At 63.2% G+C, this 14,155-nt stretch carries 18 protein-coding genes; 16 read left to right on the forward strand and 2 right to left on the reverse strand.

Features of this window, described 5'->3' with window-relative positions; all coding sequences use genetic code 11:
* Positions 1–30: 30 nt before the first annotated feature.
* Complete coding sequence (mdh, locus tag FIV09_RS01345; RefSeq protein ID WP_152448298.1) at positions 31–993, reverse strand: malate dehydrogenase; 963 nt, start codon at positions 991–993, stop codon at positions 31–33.
* Between the two features lie 169 nt (positions 994–1,162).
* Here mdh and FIV09_RS01350 point away from each other — a divergent pair, with 169 nt between their 5' ends.
* Positions 1,163–1,915 carry a sulfite exporter TauE/SafE family protein gene (locus FIV09_RS01350; protein WP_152448299.1) on the forward strand — a complete coding sequence of 251 codons (753 nt, stop codon included), beginning with the start codon at positions 1,163–1,165 and terminating at the stop codon, positions 1,913–1,915.
* A gap of 36 nt (positions 1,916–1,951) precedes the next feature.
* Here the strand turns inward: FIV09_RS01350 and FIV09_RS01355 are convergent, their stop codons facing one another.
* Entirely contained in the window at positions 1,952–2,254 is a 303-nt protein-coding gene (locus tag FIV09_RS01355; RefSeq protein WP_152448300.1) for a hypothetical protein, read from the reverse strand.
* Positions 2,255–2,454: 200 nt separating this feature from the next.
* Here FIV09_RS01355 and FIV09_RS01360 point away from each other — a divergent pair, with 200 nt between their 5' ends.
* The 15 genes from FIV09_RS01360 (at position 2,455) to FIV09_RS20280 (ending at position 13,705) form a co-directional block, all read left to right on the forward strand.
* Positions 2,455–3,306 carry a CoA ester lyase gene (locus FIV09_RS01360; RefSeq protein WP_152448301.1) on the forward strand — a complete coding sequence of 284 codons (852 nt, stop codon included), beginning with the start codon at positions 2,455–2,457 and terminating at the stop codon, positions 3,304–3,306.
* 4 nt (positions 3,307–3,310) lie between these two features.
* A complete protein-coding gene (locus tag FIV09_RS01365) occupies positions 3,311–3,856 on the forward strand; it encodes an NnrU family protein (protein WP_152448302.1) in 546 nt (181 codons plus the stop codon).
* 19 nt (positions 3,857–3,875) lie between these two features.
* Entirely contained in the window at positions 3,876–4,079 is a 204-nt protein-coding gene (locus tag FIV09_RS01370; protein WP_152448303.1) for a DUF1737 domain-containing protein, read from the forward strand.
* A 13-nt stretch (positions 4,080–4,092) separates the two neighbouring features.
* Complete coding sequence (locus FIV09_RS01375) at positions 4,093–5,145, forward strand: MaoC family dehydratase (RefSeq protein WP_152448304.1); 1,053 nt, start codon at positions 4,093–4,095, stop codon at positions 5,143–5,145.
* Positions 5,146–5,205: 60 nt separating this feature from the next.
* A complete protein-coding gene (locus FIV09_RS01380) occupies positions 5,206–5,952 on the forward strand; it encodes a DUF4344 domain-containing metallopeptidase (RefSeq protein ID WP_152448305.1) in 747 nt (248 codons plus the stop codon).
* A 223-nt stretch (positions 5,953–6,175) separates the two neighbouring features.
* Positions 6,176–6,559 (forward strand): succinate dehydrogenase, cytochrome b556 subunit, encoded by a 384-nt coding sequence (gene sdhC, locus FIV09_RS01385; protein WP_152448306.1) that lies wholly within the window; start codon positions 6,176–6,178, stop codon positions 6,557–6,559.
* 13 nt (positions 6,560–6,572) lie between these two features.
* A complete protein-coding gene (gene sdhD, locus FIV09_RS01390) occupies positions 6,573–6,944 on the forward strand; it encodes a succinate dehydrogenase, hydrophobic membrane anchor protein (RefSeq protein WP_152448307.1) in 372 nt (123 codons plus the stop codon).
* 23 nt (positions 6,945–6,967) lie between these two features.
* A complete protein-coding gene (gene sdhA / locus FIV09_RS01395; RefSeq protein ID WP_152448308.1) occupies positions 6,968–8,773 on the forward strand; it encodes a succinate dehydrogenase flavoprotein subunit in 1,806 nt (601 codons plus the stop codon).
* Positions 8,773–9,309, forward strand: a complete 537-nt coding sequence (locus FIV09_RS01400) for a hypothetical protein (RefSeq protein WP_152448309.1) — start codon at positions 8,773–8,775, stop codon at positions 9,307–9,309. The genes sdhA and FIV09_RS01400 overlap by 1 nt, the downstream gene beginning before the upstream one ends.
* 127 nt (positions 9,310–9,436) lie before the next feature.
* Positions 9,437–10,321, forward strand: coding sequence for a polysaccharide pyruvyl transferase family protein (locus tag FIV09_RS01405; protein WP_152448310.1), 885 nt, complete (start codon positions 9,437–9,439; stop codon positions 10,319–10,321).
* A gap of 124 nt (positions 10,322–10,445) precedes the next feature.
* Positions 10,446–10,781, forward strand: a complete 336-nt coding sequence (locus FIV09_RS01410) for a hypothetical protein (protein ID WP_254702447.1) — start codon at positions 10,446–10,448, stop codon at positions 10,779–10,781.
* Positions 10,778–11,614 carry a hypothetical protein gene (locus tag FIV09_RS01415; protein WP_152455030.1) on the forward strand — a complete coding sequence of 279 codons (837 nt, stop codon included), beginning with the start codon at positions 10,778–10,780 and terminating at the stop codon, positions 11,612–11,614. The genes FIV09_RS01410 and FIV09_RS01415 overlap by 4 nt, the downstream gene beginning before the upstream one ends.
* Positions 11,611–12,435 (forward strand): hypothetical protein, encoded by an 825-nt coding sequence (locus FIV09_RS01420; RefSeq protein WP_216646962.1) that lies wholly within the window; start codon positions 11,611–11,613, stop codon positions 12,433–12,435. The genes FIV09_RS01415 and FIV09_RS01420 overlap by 4 nt, the downstream gene beginning before the upstream one ends.
* A gap of 148 nt (positions 12,436–12,583) precedes the next feature.
* On the forward strand, positions 12,584–13,363 hold the full coding sequence (locus FIV09_RS01425) for a succinate dehydrogenase iron-sulfur subunit (protein WP_152448313.1): 780 nt from the start codon (positions 12,584–12,586) through the stop codon (positions 13,361–13,363).
* Between the two features lie 189 nt (positions 13,364–13,552).
* Positions 13,553–13,705 carry a hypothetical protein gene (locus tag FIV09_RS20280; protein WP_172975599.1) on the forward strand — a complete coding sequence of 51 codons (153 nt, stop codon included), beginning with the start codon at positions 13,553–13,555 and terminating at the stop codon, positions 13,703–13,705.
* Positions 13,706–14,155 lie beyond the last annotated feature (450 nt).

Here is a 14,155-nt window from a genome sequence, read left to right on the forward strand (position 1 = left end):
TTCGGTCGGTCGCCTGGACTTTTGCGAGGCTTATGCGAGGCTCTCGTCGATGCCCTTGCAGGCGTCCACGAGGCCCTTCACCGCGTTGACCGAGTTCTCGAACATGGCCTTTTCGTCCTTGTTCATCTCGATCTCGACGATGCGCTCGACGCCGCCGGCACCGATCACCGTGGGCACGCCGACATACATGTTCTTCAGGCCGAAGACGCCGTCACAATAGGCCGCGCAGGGCAGGACGCGCTTCTGGTCCTTGAGGTAGGCCTCGGCCATCTCAATCGCGGAGGTGGCGGGGGCATAGAACGCCGAGCCGGTCTTCAGAAGGCCTACGATCTCGGCGCCGCCGTCGCGGGTGCGCTGGATGATCGCGTCGAGCTTTTCCTGCGTGGTCCAGCCCATCTTCACCAGATCGGGCAGCGGGATGCCCGCAACGGTGGAATAGCGCGACAGCGGCACCATCGTGTCGCCATGGCCGCCCAGCACGAACGCGGTCACGTCCTTCATCGAGACGCCGAATTCGAGCGACAGGAAATGACGGAAGCGCGCCGAATCGAGCACACCTGCCATGCCACAGACCTTTTCATGCGGCAGGCCGGAGAATTCGCGCAGGGCCCAGACCATCGCGTCGAGCGGGTTGGTGATGCAGATCACGAAGGCGTCGGGGGCGTTGGCGGCGATGCCTTCGCCCACGGATTTCATGACCTTGAGGTTGATGCCCAGGAGGTCGTCGCGGCTCATGCCGGGCTTGCGCGGCACGCCGGCGGTGACGATGCAGACATCGGCGCCCGCGATATCGGCGTAATCCTGCGTGCCCTTCAGCGTGGCGTCGAAGCCTTCGGAGGGACCCGACTCGGCAATGTCGAGCGCCTTGCCCTCGGGCGTGCCCTCGGAAATATCGAAAAGAACGACATCGCCCAGTTCCTTCAGCGCGGCGAGGTGGGCAAGCGTGCCACCGATCTGCCCTGCGCCGATAAGCGCGATCTTGGGTCTGGCCATGGATTTCTACTCCGGTTCGGTCAAAATTCGTCTGATGGCCTAAGCAATCGCGCCGCCTCGCGCAAGCCCGCCGCGTTGCAGCGCGAGAAATGCCGTGGGTGAAACGGCCCTGTTGTCGCCGGGCGCAACCGGCTAAGCCTGCGGGGCACGCGACAATTCCGGGATTCCCATGGAGCTTCTGAGCTGGCCGATCTTCGCCATCTGCGTGCCCGCGGTGATCTTCGCGGGCGTCTCGAAGGGCGGGTTCGGCTCCGGCGCGGCCTTTGCGGCGTCGTCGATTCTGGCGGTGGCCCTCGATCCGGGCTCCGCGCTCGGGATCATGCTGCCGCTCCTTATGCTGATCGACGTGGCCTCCCTGCCGCCCTATTGGCGCAAATGGTCCTGGCCCGAGGCGCGACTGCTGATCTATGCCGGATTGCCGGGGGGCGTGCTGGGCGCACTGTTCTACGGTTTCACCTCGCCCGATGCGATCCGGCTGGTGATCGGCTTTGTCTGCCTGTCCTTCATCGCATGGCAATGGTCGCAGAAGGCGGGTCTCATCCGGATCGAGCGTGAAATGGGCACAAAAACAGGGATTGCCGCAGGCCTCGGTGCGGGATTTACCAGCTTTGTCAGCCATGCGGGCGGCCCTGTCGCGGCGGTGTATCTGCTGGGACGGGGGCTGTCGAAGACCGCATTCCAGGCCACGACGGTGCTCGTCTTCTGGGCGCTGAACCTGTCGAAGGTCGGGATTTACGGGGCGATGGGCATCTTCTCCCGTGATGGGCTGATCCTTGCGGGCCTTCTGATCCCCTTCGCGCTTTTGGGCACCTGGCTTGGCGTCAAGGCGCATCGGCTGGTGCCGGAGCGGATCTTCTTCGGGATCACCTACGTGCTTCTGGCGATCACAGGCAGCAAGCTGATCTGGGATGCGCTGACCTGATCGGCGCGGATCGCAAGCAGCGACCGGGCGCGCAGATCAGGCCGGGCGTCCGGGCGGCAGCCGCATCAACGTCTCGAAATGGGTGCCGCTGGCCATGAGGCAGGTCACGCCGTCGGCCCGTGTCAGCAGGACCGACCACGTGCCGTCGTCCGACGCGAACACCTCGATGATCTGGTTATTGGCGGCCAGCCCCACCGATTGCGGCGACTCGCCGTAGCGATCGGCCAGACGCTGCACAACGGTCTCTCGCGGACCGCAGCGCGGCGTCGCTGCCGCGGCGGCGGAGGCGGCGGCAAGGACTAGAGCAGGGCCAAGACAGGCAAGAATGAGTCGGCGCATGAAAACCCCCGGAATATCTGGAGCAGCCCGAACGCGGGCGGTCCGGTGACACTGCCGCAACAGCCCTCAAGACCGGGTTAATGCGGCGGTCGACATGCCCGTTGCGCCGGTTTCTCTGCGCTGCGGAAACTTTTCCTTGAATGTTTCGTCCAAAACTGGTGGGTCTGAGCGCAATTATATTTCGCAACAGGATCTCCGCCATGATCAGCCGTCCCTACCGTTCCGTGCTCTATATTCCGGGCTCGAAGCCGCGGGCGATCGACAAGGCGCGGGGGCTGCCCGTCGATGCGATCATCTTCGACCTCGAAGACGCGGTCTCACCCGAGGAGAAGGCCTCGGCGCGCGACACGCTCGCCGAAGAGCTTGCCAAGGGCGGCTTCGGGGCGCGCTTCAAGATGGTGCGGATCAACGGGCTCGATACCGAATGGGGCGAGGCGGATGCACGCGCCGCCGCGACCATGCAGGCCGATGCCGTGCTCGTGCCCAAGGTCGGCAGCGCCACCCGGCTCAACGAGGTCTCGACGCTGACCGGCAATGCCCGCCTCTGGGCGATGATGGAAACGCCGACCGGCATCCTGCACGCGTCCAGCATCGCGGCGCATCCGCTGCTGGACGGCTTCGTCATGGGCACGAACGATCTGGCCAAGGAATTGCGCTCGCGCTCGACACCGGACCGTCTGGCGATGCTGCCCGCGCTCGGTCACTGCCTGCTGGCCGCACGGGCGCATGGCATCGCCATCGTCGACGGGGTCTATAACGCCTTCAAGGACAATGAAGGATTGGCCGCGGAATGCAGACAGGGCCGCGACATGGGCTTTGACGGAAAGACGCTGATTCATCCCGCGCAGGTGGAGATTGCCAATGCCGAGTTCGGCCCCTCGGAGGCGGAACTGGACCTCGCGCGCCGCCAGATCGAAGCCTACGAGGCCGCGAAGGCAAGCGGGCAGGGCGTCGCCGTGGTCGATGGCAAGATCGTGGAGAACCTGCACGTAGACACGGCGCAGAGCTTGCTGGCACAAGCAGAGGCGATCGCAGCGATCGCGAAAGGATGAACCAATGCTTCTGATGATCTTCGGGATCGCGCTTTGGGTGGGCGCGCATCTCTTCAAGCGCCTCGCCCCCGACATGCGCGAAAACATGGGCAATGCAGGCAAGGGCATCGTGGCGGTGGTCATCCTCGCAGGGTTGGCCGCGATGATCTTCGGCTACCGCTCCGCCCCCTATATCGGCGTCTGGACGCCGCCCGGCTTCCTTGTCCACGTGAACAACCTGCTGATGCTGGGCGCGGTCTTTCTTTACGGGATGAGCGCCACGACCGGGAGACTGCGCGGCGCCATGCGCCACCCGCAGCTGACCGCCGTGAAGGTCTGGGCCGTGGCGCATCTGCTGGTCAACGGCGATCTCGCGGCGATCATCCTCTTCGGCAGCCTTCTGGCCTGGGCCGTGGTGGAAGTCATCGTCATCAACCGCACGACCGATTGGGAGCGCCCGGCGCCCGGGCCCGCCAAGAAGGACATCGTGCTCGTTGTCATCACCATCGTGATGTACGTCATCATCACCGGCATTCACGCCTGGCTGGGCGTCTGGCCCTTCGGGTCCTGATCCAACGCAAGGGATAGCTATGAAACTCTACCGCATGCTGACCGAGGACGACACCTCGGCCTTCTGCCACAAGGTCACCGAGGCCCTGTCCAAGGGATGGGAACTGCATGGCGACCCGGTCTACGCCTTCGATTCCGCCAATGGCGTGATGCGCTGCGGGCAGGCCGTGGTGAAAGAGGTCGAGGGCACCTATTCGCCCGACATGAAGCTTGGCGCACAGTGACGGGAACGCAGGCATGAAAGACGACGCAAACCGCCCGCCCAAGACCAATGCAGGCTTCTTCTTCGAGGATTACCGCATCGGGCAGGTCATCGACCATGCCGTGCCGCGGACCGTGGGGGGCGGGGAGCGGGCGCTTTACCACGCGCTCTATCCCGCGCGGCATGCGCTCTATTCCTCGGACGCCTTCGCGCAGGCCTGCGGGCTGGCGCAAAGCCCGCTCGACGATCTGGCGGCCTTTCACGTGGTCTTCGGCAAGTCGGTGCCCGATGTCTCGCTCAATGCGCGGGCCAATCTGGGCTATGCCGAGGGCCGCTGGCTGAAACCGGTTCATGAGGGCGACACGCTGCGGTCACGCTCCGAAGTGATCGGCCTCAAGCAGAATTCGAACGGCAAGACCGGCGTTGTCTGGGTCCGCACCGAGGGGTTGAACCAGGCGGACGAGGTCGTGATGCAGTTCGTGCGTTGGGTCATGGTCAAGAAGCGCGACGTCGATGCGCCCGCACCCGAGACGACCGTTCCCGACCTGAAGCCCGCCCTTGCGCCCGCCGATTTGACCATTCCCGACGGGCTCGATTTCACGGGCTATGACTTCACGCTGGCCGGGGAGCCCTATCGTCTTGGGGATTACGCGGTCGGTGAGGTGATCGACCATGTCGACGGCGTCACCATCGAAGAGGCGGAGCACATGATGGCCACGCGCCTCTGGCAGAACACCGCCAAGGTGCATTTCGACGCCACGCAGCGCGAAGACGGCAAGCGGCTGATCTATGGCGGGCACGTGATCTCCATGGCGCGGACGCTGTCCTTCAACGGGCTCGCCAATGCGCAGATGATCGTGGGGTTGAACGCGGGTGCCCATGCCAACCCGTGTTTCGCGGGCGACACGATCCGCGCCTGGTCCGAGGTTCTGGATGTGGCCGAAACGGACCGGCCCGGCATCGGCGCGATCCGTCTGCGGCTGGTGGCGACCAAGGACGGTGCTGCCGGTGAGCTGCGCGGGCCGGACGGGAAGTACCTGCCGGGCGTGCTGCTCGATCTCGACTATTGGGCCCTGATGCCCGTCTGACGTTCCCAAATCGGGGCGGTTCGTGGCAAGCTTCGCGGACCTGCCCCGAGGGAGCCCGCCATGACCCGCCACTTGCCGATCGTGCCACTTCTCTGCGCGGGCCTCGCCGCACCCTGTGCCGCGCAGGACATCACCGACGAAGACATCTTCGTCGAGGCGAACCTCCTGTCGGTTTTCTATCACGAGATGGGACATGCCCTCATCGACGTGATGCGTCTGCCGGTCTTCGGGCAGGAGGAGGATGCGGCCGACGTGGCCTCGATCCTGCTGATCGATTCGATCTTCGACGCCGAAAGCGCGCTCGACCTCGCCTACGATTCCGCGCTGGGCTTCGCCGCGGAGGCAATGTGGGAAGAGGAAATGGCGCTCGAGCCTGCCTTCTGGGATGTCCACGGGTCAAGCGAGCAGCGCTTCTACAACACGGTCTGCCTGTTCTATGGCGCCGATCCCGATGGGCGCGACGACTTCGCCGCCGATATGGACCTGCCCGAGGAACGCGCCCTGACCTGCGAGGAGGAATTCATCCTCGCAGAGGAAAGCTGGGGCCCGGTTCTCGACGAGGTGTTCGGCGCGGACGGGCCTGAAATGACGCTGCAAATCCTGTCAGGCACCGGTTTGACCGCCGATCTGATCGCGGAAGAAGTGGCCTATCTGAACGAGAACCTGCGCCTTCCGGAAGCGCTGACCGTGTCGGTCGAGGCATGTGGCGAAATCAATGCCTTCTACATCCCGGACGCGCGTGCAATCGTGATGTGTACCGAGTTCGAAGGCTATCTGCGGGAATTATACCAGCTGAGCAGCGGTTGAGCGGTCGCATGCACGGGAATGGTCCGGGCGCTACAGCGCGGTCGATCCTGCGCCTGCGATCCTGTTAGCGCCGAAGCTGTGATCACAACGCGCGGGCGCGTGATCACATAGGTGCGGCAAGGCAGAAATTCCGCGGCAAACCAGCCCATTTTCAGGCGTCGCCCCGTGACAGCGGCGTGAATTCCATTAAAACGGCACGCAAGGAACCCGAAAGGACTTTTCCATGGCAGACGTCAACCGGGGCAATCGGCCCCTTTCGCCGCATCTGCAGGTTTACCGCCCGCAGCTGACCTCGATGACTTCGATCCTGACCCGGATCACCGGCAATGCGCTGATCGTGGCGATCTTCATGATCGTCTGGTGGTTCATCGCCGCGGCCTCCGGCCCGGAATATTTCGCCGTGGCCGACGGTTTCGTGACCAGCTGGTTCGGTGATCTGGTGCTGTTCCTGTCGCTCTGGGCGCTGTGGTATCATACGCTCGCGGGCATCCGGCACCTGATCTGGGACTACGCCATCGGGCTCGAGATCGACATTGCCGAAAAGCTCGGCTGGGGCGTGATCGGTGGCTCGGTCGTCCTGACCATCCTGACCGTCATCATCATCTGAGGGGCACGCGACAATGGCTTTTCTGACCGACCGCAAGCGCGCCGACCGCTGGGGCAGCGCGAAATCCGGGACCGAGCACTTCTGGCGCATGAAGGTGCAATCCGTCGGGCTGATGTTCCTCATCCCGCTCTTCGTCTTCACCTTCGGCCCGATCCTGGGGTCTAGCTACGAAGAGGTGATCGCCTATTTCGCCCGGCCCTTCCCGGCCATCGTGGCGGGGCTGACGATCCTCGTGACCTGCATCCATTTCAAGGACGGCTTCACCACCCTCATTGAGGATTACGTTCACGGCGTTTGGGAAAAGATCCTGATCCTCGGCATGACGTGCCTGATGTACGCGCTCGCCGCGACCGGCCTTTTCGCCGTCGCGCGCCTGGCGCTGTAAGCAAATTCGGAGCGATACGCGATATGGCTGAATACGAATACGAAACGCATGACTACGACGTGGTCGTGGTGGGCGCGGGCGGCTCCGGTCTCCGTGCAACCCTCGGCATGGCCGAGCAGGGTCTGCGCACCGCCTGCGTGACCAAGGTTTTCCCGACCCGCTCGCATACCGTGGCCGCACAGGGCGGCATCGCCGCCTCGCTGTCCAACATGGGCCCCGACCACTGGCAGTGGCACATGTACGACACCGTGAAGGGCTCGGACTGGCTGGGCGATACCGACGCGATGGAATACCTCGCGCGGCACGCGCCCGAGGCGGTCTACGAGCTTGAGCATTACGGCGTGCCGTTCTCGCGCACCGAAGAGGGCAAGATCTACCAGCGTCCCTTCGGCGGCCACACCACCGAGTTCGGCGAAGGCCCCCCGGTGCAGCGCACCTGTGCTGCTGCCGACCGTACGGGCCACGCCATCCTGCACACGCTCTACGGCCAGTCGCTGAAGAACAACGCCGAGTTCTACATCGAATATTTCGCCATCGATCTGATGATGGACGATGACGGCACCTGCACGGGCGTTGTCTGTTGGAAGCTGGATGACGGCACGATCCATGTCTTCAACGCGAAGACCGTGGTTCTGGCGACCGGCGGCTATGGCCGGGCGTATTTCTCGGCCACATCCGCGCATACCTGCACCGGTGACGGAGGCGGCATGGTGGCGCGTGCGGGCCTGCCGCTTCAGGACATGGAATTCGTGCAGTTCCACCCGACCGGCATCTACGGCGCAGGCTGCCTCATTACCGAGGGCGCGCGCGGCGAGGGCGGCTACCTCACCAATTCCGAGGGCGAGCGGTTCATGGAGCGCTATGCGCCCAACTACAAGGACCTCGCACCCCGCGACTACGTCTCGCGCTGCATGACCATGGAGATCCGCGAAGGCCGCGGCGTCGGCAAGGACGGGGATCACATCCACCTGAACCTGTCGCACCTGCCGAAAGAGGCGCTGAACCTGCGTCTGCCGGGCATCTCGGAGAGCGCGCGCATCTTCGCCGGTGTGGACGTCACCAAGGAGCCGATCCCGGTCATCCCGACCGTGCATTACAACATGGGCGGCATCCCCACGAATTACTGGGGCGAGGTGCTGAACCCGACGAAGGACGATCCGAACCGCATCGTGCCGGGCCTGATGGCCGTAGGCGAGGCGGGCTGCGCGTCGGTCCATGGGGCGAACCGCCTCGGCTCGAACTCGCTGATCGACCTCGTCGTCTTCGGACGCGCCGCCGCGATCCGCGCGGGCAAGGTCGTCGATCGCGACGCGGCCACCCGGTCGGTCAACAAGGGCCAGGTGGACAAGGCGCTCGACCGCTTCGACAGCTTGCGTCATGCGGATGGCAATACCACGACGGCAGAGCTGCGCCTCGAGATGCAGAAGACCATGCAGGAGGACGCCGCCGTCTTCCGCACCGCAGAGACCATGAAGAAGGGTCTGGACAAGATGGTGGGCATCGCGGGCAAGGTCGATGATCTGAAGGTCACCGATCGCAGCCTCGTCTGGAACTCCGACCTGATGGAGACGCTGGAGCTCACGAACCTCATGCCCAACGCGCTTGCGACCATCGCAGGGGCCGAGGCGCGCAAGGAAAGCCGAGGCGCGCATGCGCATGAGGACCATTCCGAGCGGGATGACGAGAATTGGCGCGTGCACACGATCAGCCATGTAGACGGCGCGAAGGTGGATCTGACCTATCGTCCCATCGTGACCGATCCCCTGACCAATGAGGATCAGGGCGGTATCGCGCTGAAGAAGATCGCGCCGAAAGAACGCACGTTCTGATGCGGCGACTGGCGGCCATGATCTGCGCGCCCCTCCTGCTTGCGGCCTGCGGCAGCGGCGGGAGCGGCGGATCGTCCGACCCGATGGTCGGGTGCATCATGCAGATCCAGCCGCCGGGCACCTACGACTACGCTGCGGGCACAAAGCTGCCCGTGGCCACGCCCGGCCCGGGCGGTACGCAGGCCGGGGCGGATGCGCTCAATGCCTGCGCGCGGGAGCGTGTTTTCGGCAATACGGCCGTTGCTGCGTCTGTGGCCGCCGAGATGCAGTCGCCCACGTCGGTTGCGATCCGAGATGGCGGTCTGCCGCACAACTACGCGCAAGGCTCTTCGGATGGCACGGTGGTTGCTGCGGCGCGCGGCGATGGCGCCGTCATCCGCAAGTATACCTATGGCACACCGCCCTCATCGCACCAGAATGCGGTGGTCACCCCTCGGGCGTCTGCCATCGCGCCCTCTCCGGTTGTCCGCTCCTCGGCATCCTGCCCGGCCAATGCGCCCGTGATCTATGGAGGGGCGTCCTATTGCTTCCGCTAAGCGTGAGAGGGTGGACGATTGTGGCAGGCGCGTTGCTTGCCGTGATGTCGCCGGGCCACCTCGTGCGGAAAACGTTGGCGCCGATAGAGTGGATGCTCTAATCGCCTTTTTAGGGATGGGATAGGCTATGTCATTGTCCTCCCGAAGAGGACCGGAAGACACGGTCGAGATTTGCCCGGGCAAGGTGATTGCGCGTCGCAACCGCTCGTTGACGCGCATTGCGCAGCGTTTCGGCTTTCTCGGGGACCGGCCGATGCGCTGGGCGTGGTCTAAAACCGTGAACTTCGGCGATTGGGTCGGGCCCTATCTCTACGTACAGCGCACGGGACGCCTTCCGGTGTTCTGCAACACGCTTGAAAACGGATCTCACCCCGTGAACTTCACGGTGGGCAGCATCCTGCACAAGGTGCAGCACGATAATCAGGCCATCGTCTGGGGCAGTGGCGTGATGCAGCGGGACGCGCGCTTTGCGCGTCCGCGCGATATCCGGGCCGTGCGTGGGCCGCTGACCCGCGCGCGGTGCCTGGAACTCGGCTATGATTGCCCGGACGTGTTCGGTGATCCGGCGATCCTGCTTCCGGATCACATCGCAATGAGCGCGCCCGCCACGGGCAAGGTTGGCCTGATCCCTCATCTCGACCATCACGCGGAGGCGGAGCGTCTCTTCGGGCAACGGGACGATGTGACCTTGATCGACGTGCGCCGATCCGTTCCCGAAGTGGTGGCGGACATTCAGTCCTGCGCGTTTCTGCTGTCCAGCTCGTTGCATGGGTTAATCGTCTCGCACGCATTCGACAGGCCGTGTTGTTTCGTGGCGTTCTCCAAGCCGCTTGTCGGCGATGGCACGAAGTTCGACGATTACTATCTGTCGGGCGGCATTACGGATAAGGTGCAGGCACGGCGTCTGTCGGGCGAGGAAAGCCACGAGACGCTCGTGCAGGCCGCGACGGAGGCGGCGATGCCCGACCTAGCCAGTCTCCGGGACGGCTTGCGCGAAAGCTGCCCGTTTTGAGCTTGCCGCTTCATCGAACCAGTGTCTCAGGAAGGCATGCCCGGCAATGACAAAGAATGACATAGGACGGGCTTGCACATGCCGGAGCGGTCAAGACATGCCCGCCCCAAAACGGAAGGGGGAAATGATGCGGATCAGTCTTGGAAATTGCGGCGTGATCTGCGCTTTCGCAATCCTGTCGGCCTGCACGCCCCAGACGCAAGACCAGATTGCGCGGAGTGCTGCGAAGTCGGCCATCAACCGGGTGGTGATCGAGCGCTATCCGAGCCTGCCCCTGGAGCCCGCAATCAACTGCATCATCGACAATGCCACATCGCAGCAGATCTACGCGCTGGCCGCCGATAGCGTGACCGGGCCCACCACCTCGACCGGCGAGATCGTCGCCGGGATCGTCCAGAAGCCCGAGACGGTGCGGTGCCTCGCGGGCAGCGCCGTTGAAATCCTCGGGGCGCGGGCATGAGCGCATCAAAAAAGCAGGTCTTTTTCCATGTCGGTCTGCCCAAGACGGGGACAACGACGTTCCAGGCCATGCTGCGCCAAAACGAGGACTATCTGGCGGGACACGGCCTTGCCGTGCTTGGCAACAAGTCCGAAACGCGCGCGTTTTCCAAGGCTGCCGGGCGTTTTTGCCGTCATGGCCCAATGGACATAGTCGCGCGCATCGCCATGAAGCGTGCAGCAGCCGCGCTTGAGGCCAGGGTGCGCGACCTGCCGCAGGAACGGGTGCTGATCACCGATGAAAATCTGCCCGGCTGGCGGATCAAGAACCTGTATTCGATCCGGTTTGCCGATGGTGCGAAATACGCGGTCGACACGCTGGAAGCGGCGTTCAAGGAGCATTCCGTCACCTGGATCATGAGCACCCGCGATCCCGCGGATCATTTGCGCTCATCCTACAATTACGTCGTGAAGCAGAAAGGCGGAACAAAGGATTTCGAGGCGTGGCAAAAGAAGATCGGATCCGCCGAGGGCCTTGCGACGCTGATCTCCGATGCTGCGGCCCATTGGGGCGAACGGGGGCGTCTCCTCGCAATGGAGGACGCGGTTCGCGAAGGTGGTCTCTGGGGCGCTGACATCCTGCGGGCAAGCGGCCTGTCCGAAGACGTCATCGCGGGGCTGGCACCTGTGGAGGCTGCGAATGCACGCCTTCCCGACGCATTGATGCCCTATGTCTACCGGATCAACGAAATGAAACTGGATCGCGATCTGCGCAAAGAGGTGCTTCAGCTTCTTCTCGACGTCTACGATCAGGCGCGTGCCGCAGATCGGGTCATCGAGGGTGGTCCCAAATGAGTAGCGGGGCCGCGTCCAAACAGGTGTTCTTCCACGTCGGATTGCCAAAGACCGGGACGAAGACCTTTCAAGCCATGCTTCAGGAGAACAAGCATGCGCTGGACGCGGCGGATCTGGGGGTGATCCTCAAAGGCCCCAGCACGAAAGCCTTTTCGCGTGTGGCGCGGAGCCTGCGCGAAGGAGACGGGTTTGCGCCATGGCTTCGCTACAAGTTGCGCAGGGCCGCGCAGGATCTGGAGACAGCGGTTCGTCAGATACCGCAGGGCAAGGTCATCGTGTCCTACGAGAACCTGCTCGGTTGGCGTATCGAGAACCTTTATCGCCATCCATATGATCGCGGCACGCGGTTCGCGGTCGATACCCTGACGAAGGCATTTCATGCTCATGACGTGGCATGGATCGTCACCACCCGAAATGCCGAGGCGCATTATCAATCCGCCTATTCCTTCAAGAAGAAACAGCGCGGCGAAGCATCGAGTTTCGACGAATGGTCGAAGCGTGTCGGGCGCTATGAGAACCTCGATACCCTGATTGCCGATGCTAAGGCGCATTGGGGCGCGCGGGGACATGTGTTCTCCATGGAGGCGGAGATCGAAAAGGGTGGGCTTTGGGGCCGGAATATTCTGGAGGTTGTCGGGCTCGACGATTTGACAATCTCGAACCTGAAACCAGCGGATCGCGCCAATGTCGGTCTGCCGAAACCCATCGTTCCTTTTGTCGACCTTCTCAACCGGCTGGACCTGAAGAAATCCGACCGCAAGGCAATCACGGGCATGTTCCTGGAGATCTGGGACGCCACCGACCGGGGAGAAACAAAATGAAGCAGGCTCCGACACTTACGTGTTCAGCCTGCGCGGCTGATATTCGCGGTCTGAAAGCGCGACGGATGATCACATTTGTGCAGACAGGCCTTTTCCCGAGGCCCTGCGCGCCATACAACTCAAGCAACCCAGATACGGAGGCATTGTCGTGGTTCAACTGACACTCCCCAAGAACTCAACCATCCGCACCGGCAAGACCTGGCCGAAGCCCGAAGGCGCGAACCGGCTCAAGACGTTCAAGATCTACCGCTGGTCGCCCGATGATGGCGAGAACCCGCGCGTCGACACCTATTTCGTCGATCTCGACGATTGCGGGCCGATGATGCTGGACGCGCTCATCAAGATCAAAAACGAGATCGACCCGACGCTGACCTTCCGCCGCTCTTGCCGCGAAGGCATCTGCGGCTCCTGCGCGATGAATATCGACGGGATCAACACGCTGGCCTGCATCTACGGCATCGACGAGGTGAAGGGCGACGTGAAGGTCTACCCGCTGCCGCACATGCCGGTGGTGAAGGACCTGATCCCCGACCTGACGCATTTCTATGCTCAGCACGCCTCGATCATGCCGTGGCTGGAAACCAAGACGAACACGCCCGCCAAGGAGTGGAAGCAGTCCATCGAGGACCGCGAGAAGCTCGACGGGCTGTATGAATGCGTGATGTGCGCCTGCTGCTCGACCTCCTGCCCGTCCTATTGGTGGAACGGCGACCGGTATCTCGGGCCCGCAGCGCTTCTGCATGCGTATCGCTGGATCATCGACAGCCGCGATGAGGCGACGGGTGAGCGGCTCGACGATCTCGAGGATCCGTTCAAGCTCTATCGCTGCCACACGATCATGAACTGCGCCAAGACCTGCCCGAAGGGTCTGAACCCGGCGAAGGCGATCGCGGAGATCAAGAAAACGATGGTCGAGCGCGCGATCTGATCGCTCCGCACATCCAGCGGAAGAGCCCCGGATGCATCTGCAGACCGGGGCTTTTTTGTGTGCGGGCGTGCCCTTGTTTGGCCATGCAGTGTGGACAAACCGCTATGCGCATTTTGCGTATACTGTCGCACACGTTAGCGCCCATATTGGAGGGTGAGGGAGGGCAGACCAACGGAAATGAGGTCTCCCATGACCACCAAGCAAGCCACCGCCCATGCCATCGACGCGCTTCGGATCCTCGAAGACGCCTATGCATATTATCCGGGCAACGCCGCGCATCAGCGTATCGACGCAAAGCGCAGCACCAAGGCACCGGAGGCCGATCTCGGCCGCTACGCCTGACACATCGTGAACCCCCGCTATTTGCCCCGCTCCCGCGCCTTCTTTAGGAAGGGCGGAGGGGCAAATGGCGAAGGAGTGCGCAAGCCTTGATCGTCCCCATCGGTCTCATCATCGCTTTCATCCTCGTGGCTTATGTCGCGAGCAAAGGCATGCGCGCCTGCCGCTGGCGCGAGACACGGGATGGAACAGGCCAAAGCGATTGGCTCTGCGTGCACTGCGGAGCCACGTCAAAAGGCCCGTCCGGACAGCCGCCGAAGCGCTGCATGCGGCCCTCCGGTTAGCCCCTGAAATTATTTTCAAAACGGCCGTTTTTTTTCTTGAAACGACTCATGGTCAGGGACATATGCGCCCTACCAGACGCCAACGCACGCGCCTCTGTCCCATGGGTCAGCCCCACGGTTACGTAGCGACGGTAACGTCTCTGACAGAACTGAGCGGTCATATATGGCC

This window comes from Roseivivax sp. THAF197b, assembly GCF_009363255.1.
GTDB lineage: Bacteria > Pseudomonadota > Alphaproteobacteria > Rhodobacterales > Rhodobacteraceae > Roseivivax.

Coding starts and splice junctions, on each gene's coding strand:
- mdh (WP_152448298.1), bottom strand. CDS start 993: ATGGCCAGACCCAAGATCGCGCTTATCGGCGCAGGGCAGATCGGTGGC.
- FIV09_RS01350 (WP_152448299.1), top strand. CDS start 1,163: ATGGAGCTTCTGAGCTGGCCGATCTTCGCCATCTGCGTGCCCGCGGTG.
- FIV09_RS01355 (WP_152448300.1), bottom strand. CDS start 2,254: ATGCGCCGACTCATTCTTGCCTGTCTTGGCCCTGCTCTAGTCCTTGCC.
- FIV09_RS01360 (WP_152448301.1), top strand. CDS start 2,455: ATGATCAGCCGTCCCTACCGTTCCGTGCTCTATATTCCGGGCTCGAAG.
- FIV09_RS01365 (WP_152448302.1), top strand. CDS start 3,311: ATGCTTCTGATGATCTTCGGGATCGCGCTTTGGGTGGGCGCGCATCTC.
- FIV09_RS01370 (WP_152448303.1), top strand. CDS start 3,876: ATGAAACTCTACCGCATGCTGACCGAGGACGACACCTCGGCCTTCTGC.
- FIV09_RS01375 (WP_152448304.1), top strand. CDS start 4,093: ATGAAAGACGACGCAAACCGCCCGCCCAAGACCAATGCAGGCTTCTTC.
- FIV09_RS01380 (WP_152448305.1), top strand. CDS start 5,206: ATGACCCGCCACTTGCCGATCGTGCCACTTCTCTGCGCGGGCCTCGCC.
- sdhC (WP_152448306.1), top strand. CDS start 6,176: ATGGCAGACGTCAACCGGGGCAATCGGCCCCTTTCGCCGCATCTGCAG.
- sdhD (WP_152448307.1), top strand. CDS start 6,573: ATGGCTTTTCTGACCGACCGCAAGCGCGCCGACCGCTGGGGCAGCGCG.
- sdhA (WP_152448308.1), top strand. CDS start 6,968: ATGGCTGAATACGAATACGAAACGCATGACTACGACGTGGTCGTGGTG.
- FIV09_RS01400 (WP_152448309.1), top strand. CDS start 8,773: ATGCGGCGACTGGCGGCCATGATCTGCGCGCCCCTCCTGCTTGCGGCC.
- FIV09_RS01405 (WP_152448310.1), top strand. CDS start 9,437: ATGTCATTGTCCTCCCGAAGAGGACCGGAAGACACGGTCGAGATTTGC.
- FIV09_RS01410 (WP_254702447.1), top strand. CDS start 10,446: ATGATGCGGATCAGTCTTGGAAATTGCGGCGTGATCTGCGCTTTCGCA.
- FIV09_RS01415 (WP_152455030.1), top strand. CDS start 10,778: ATGAGCGCATCAAAAAAGCAGGTCTTTTTCCATGTCGGTCTGCCCAAG.
- FIV09_RS01420 (WP_216646962.1), top strand. CDS start 11,611: ATGAGTAGCGGGGCCGCGTCCAAACAGGTGTTCTTCCACGTCGGATTG.
- FIV09_RS20280 (WP_172975599.1), top strand. CDS start 13,553: ATGACCACCAAGCAAGCCACCGCCCATGCCATCGACGCGCTTCGGATC.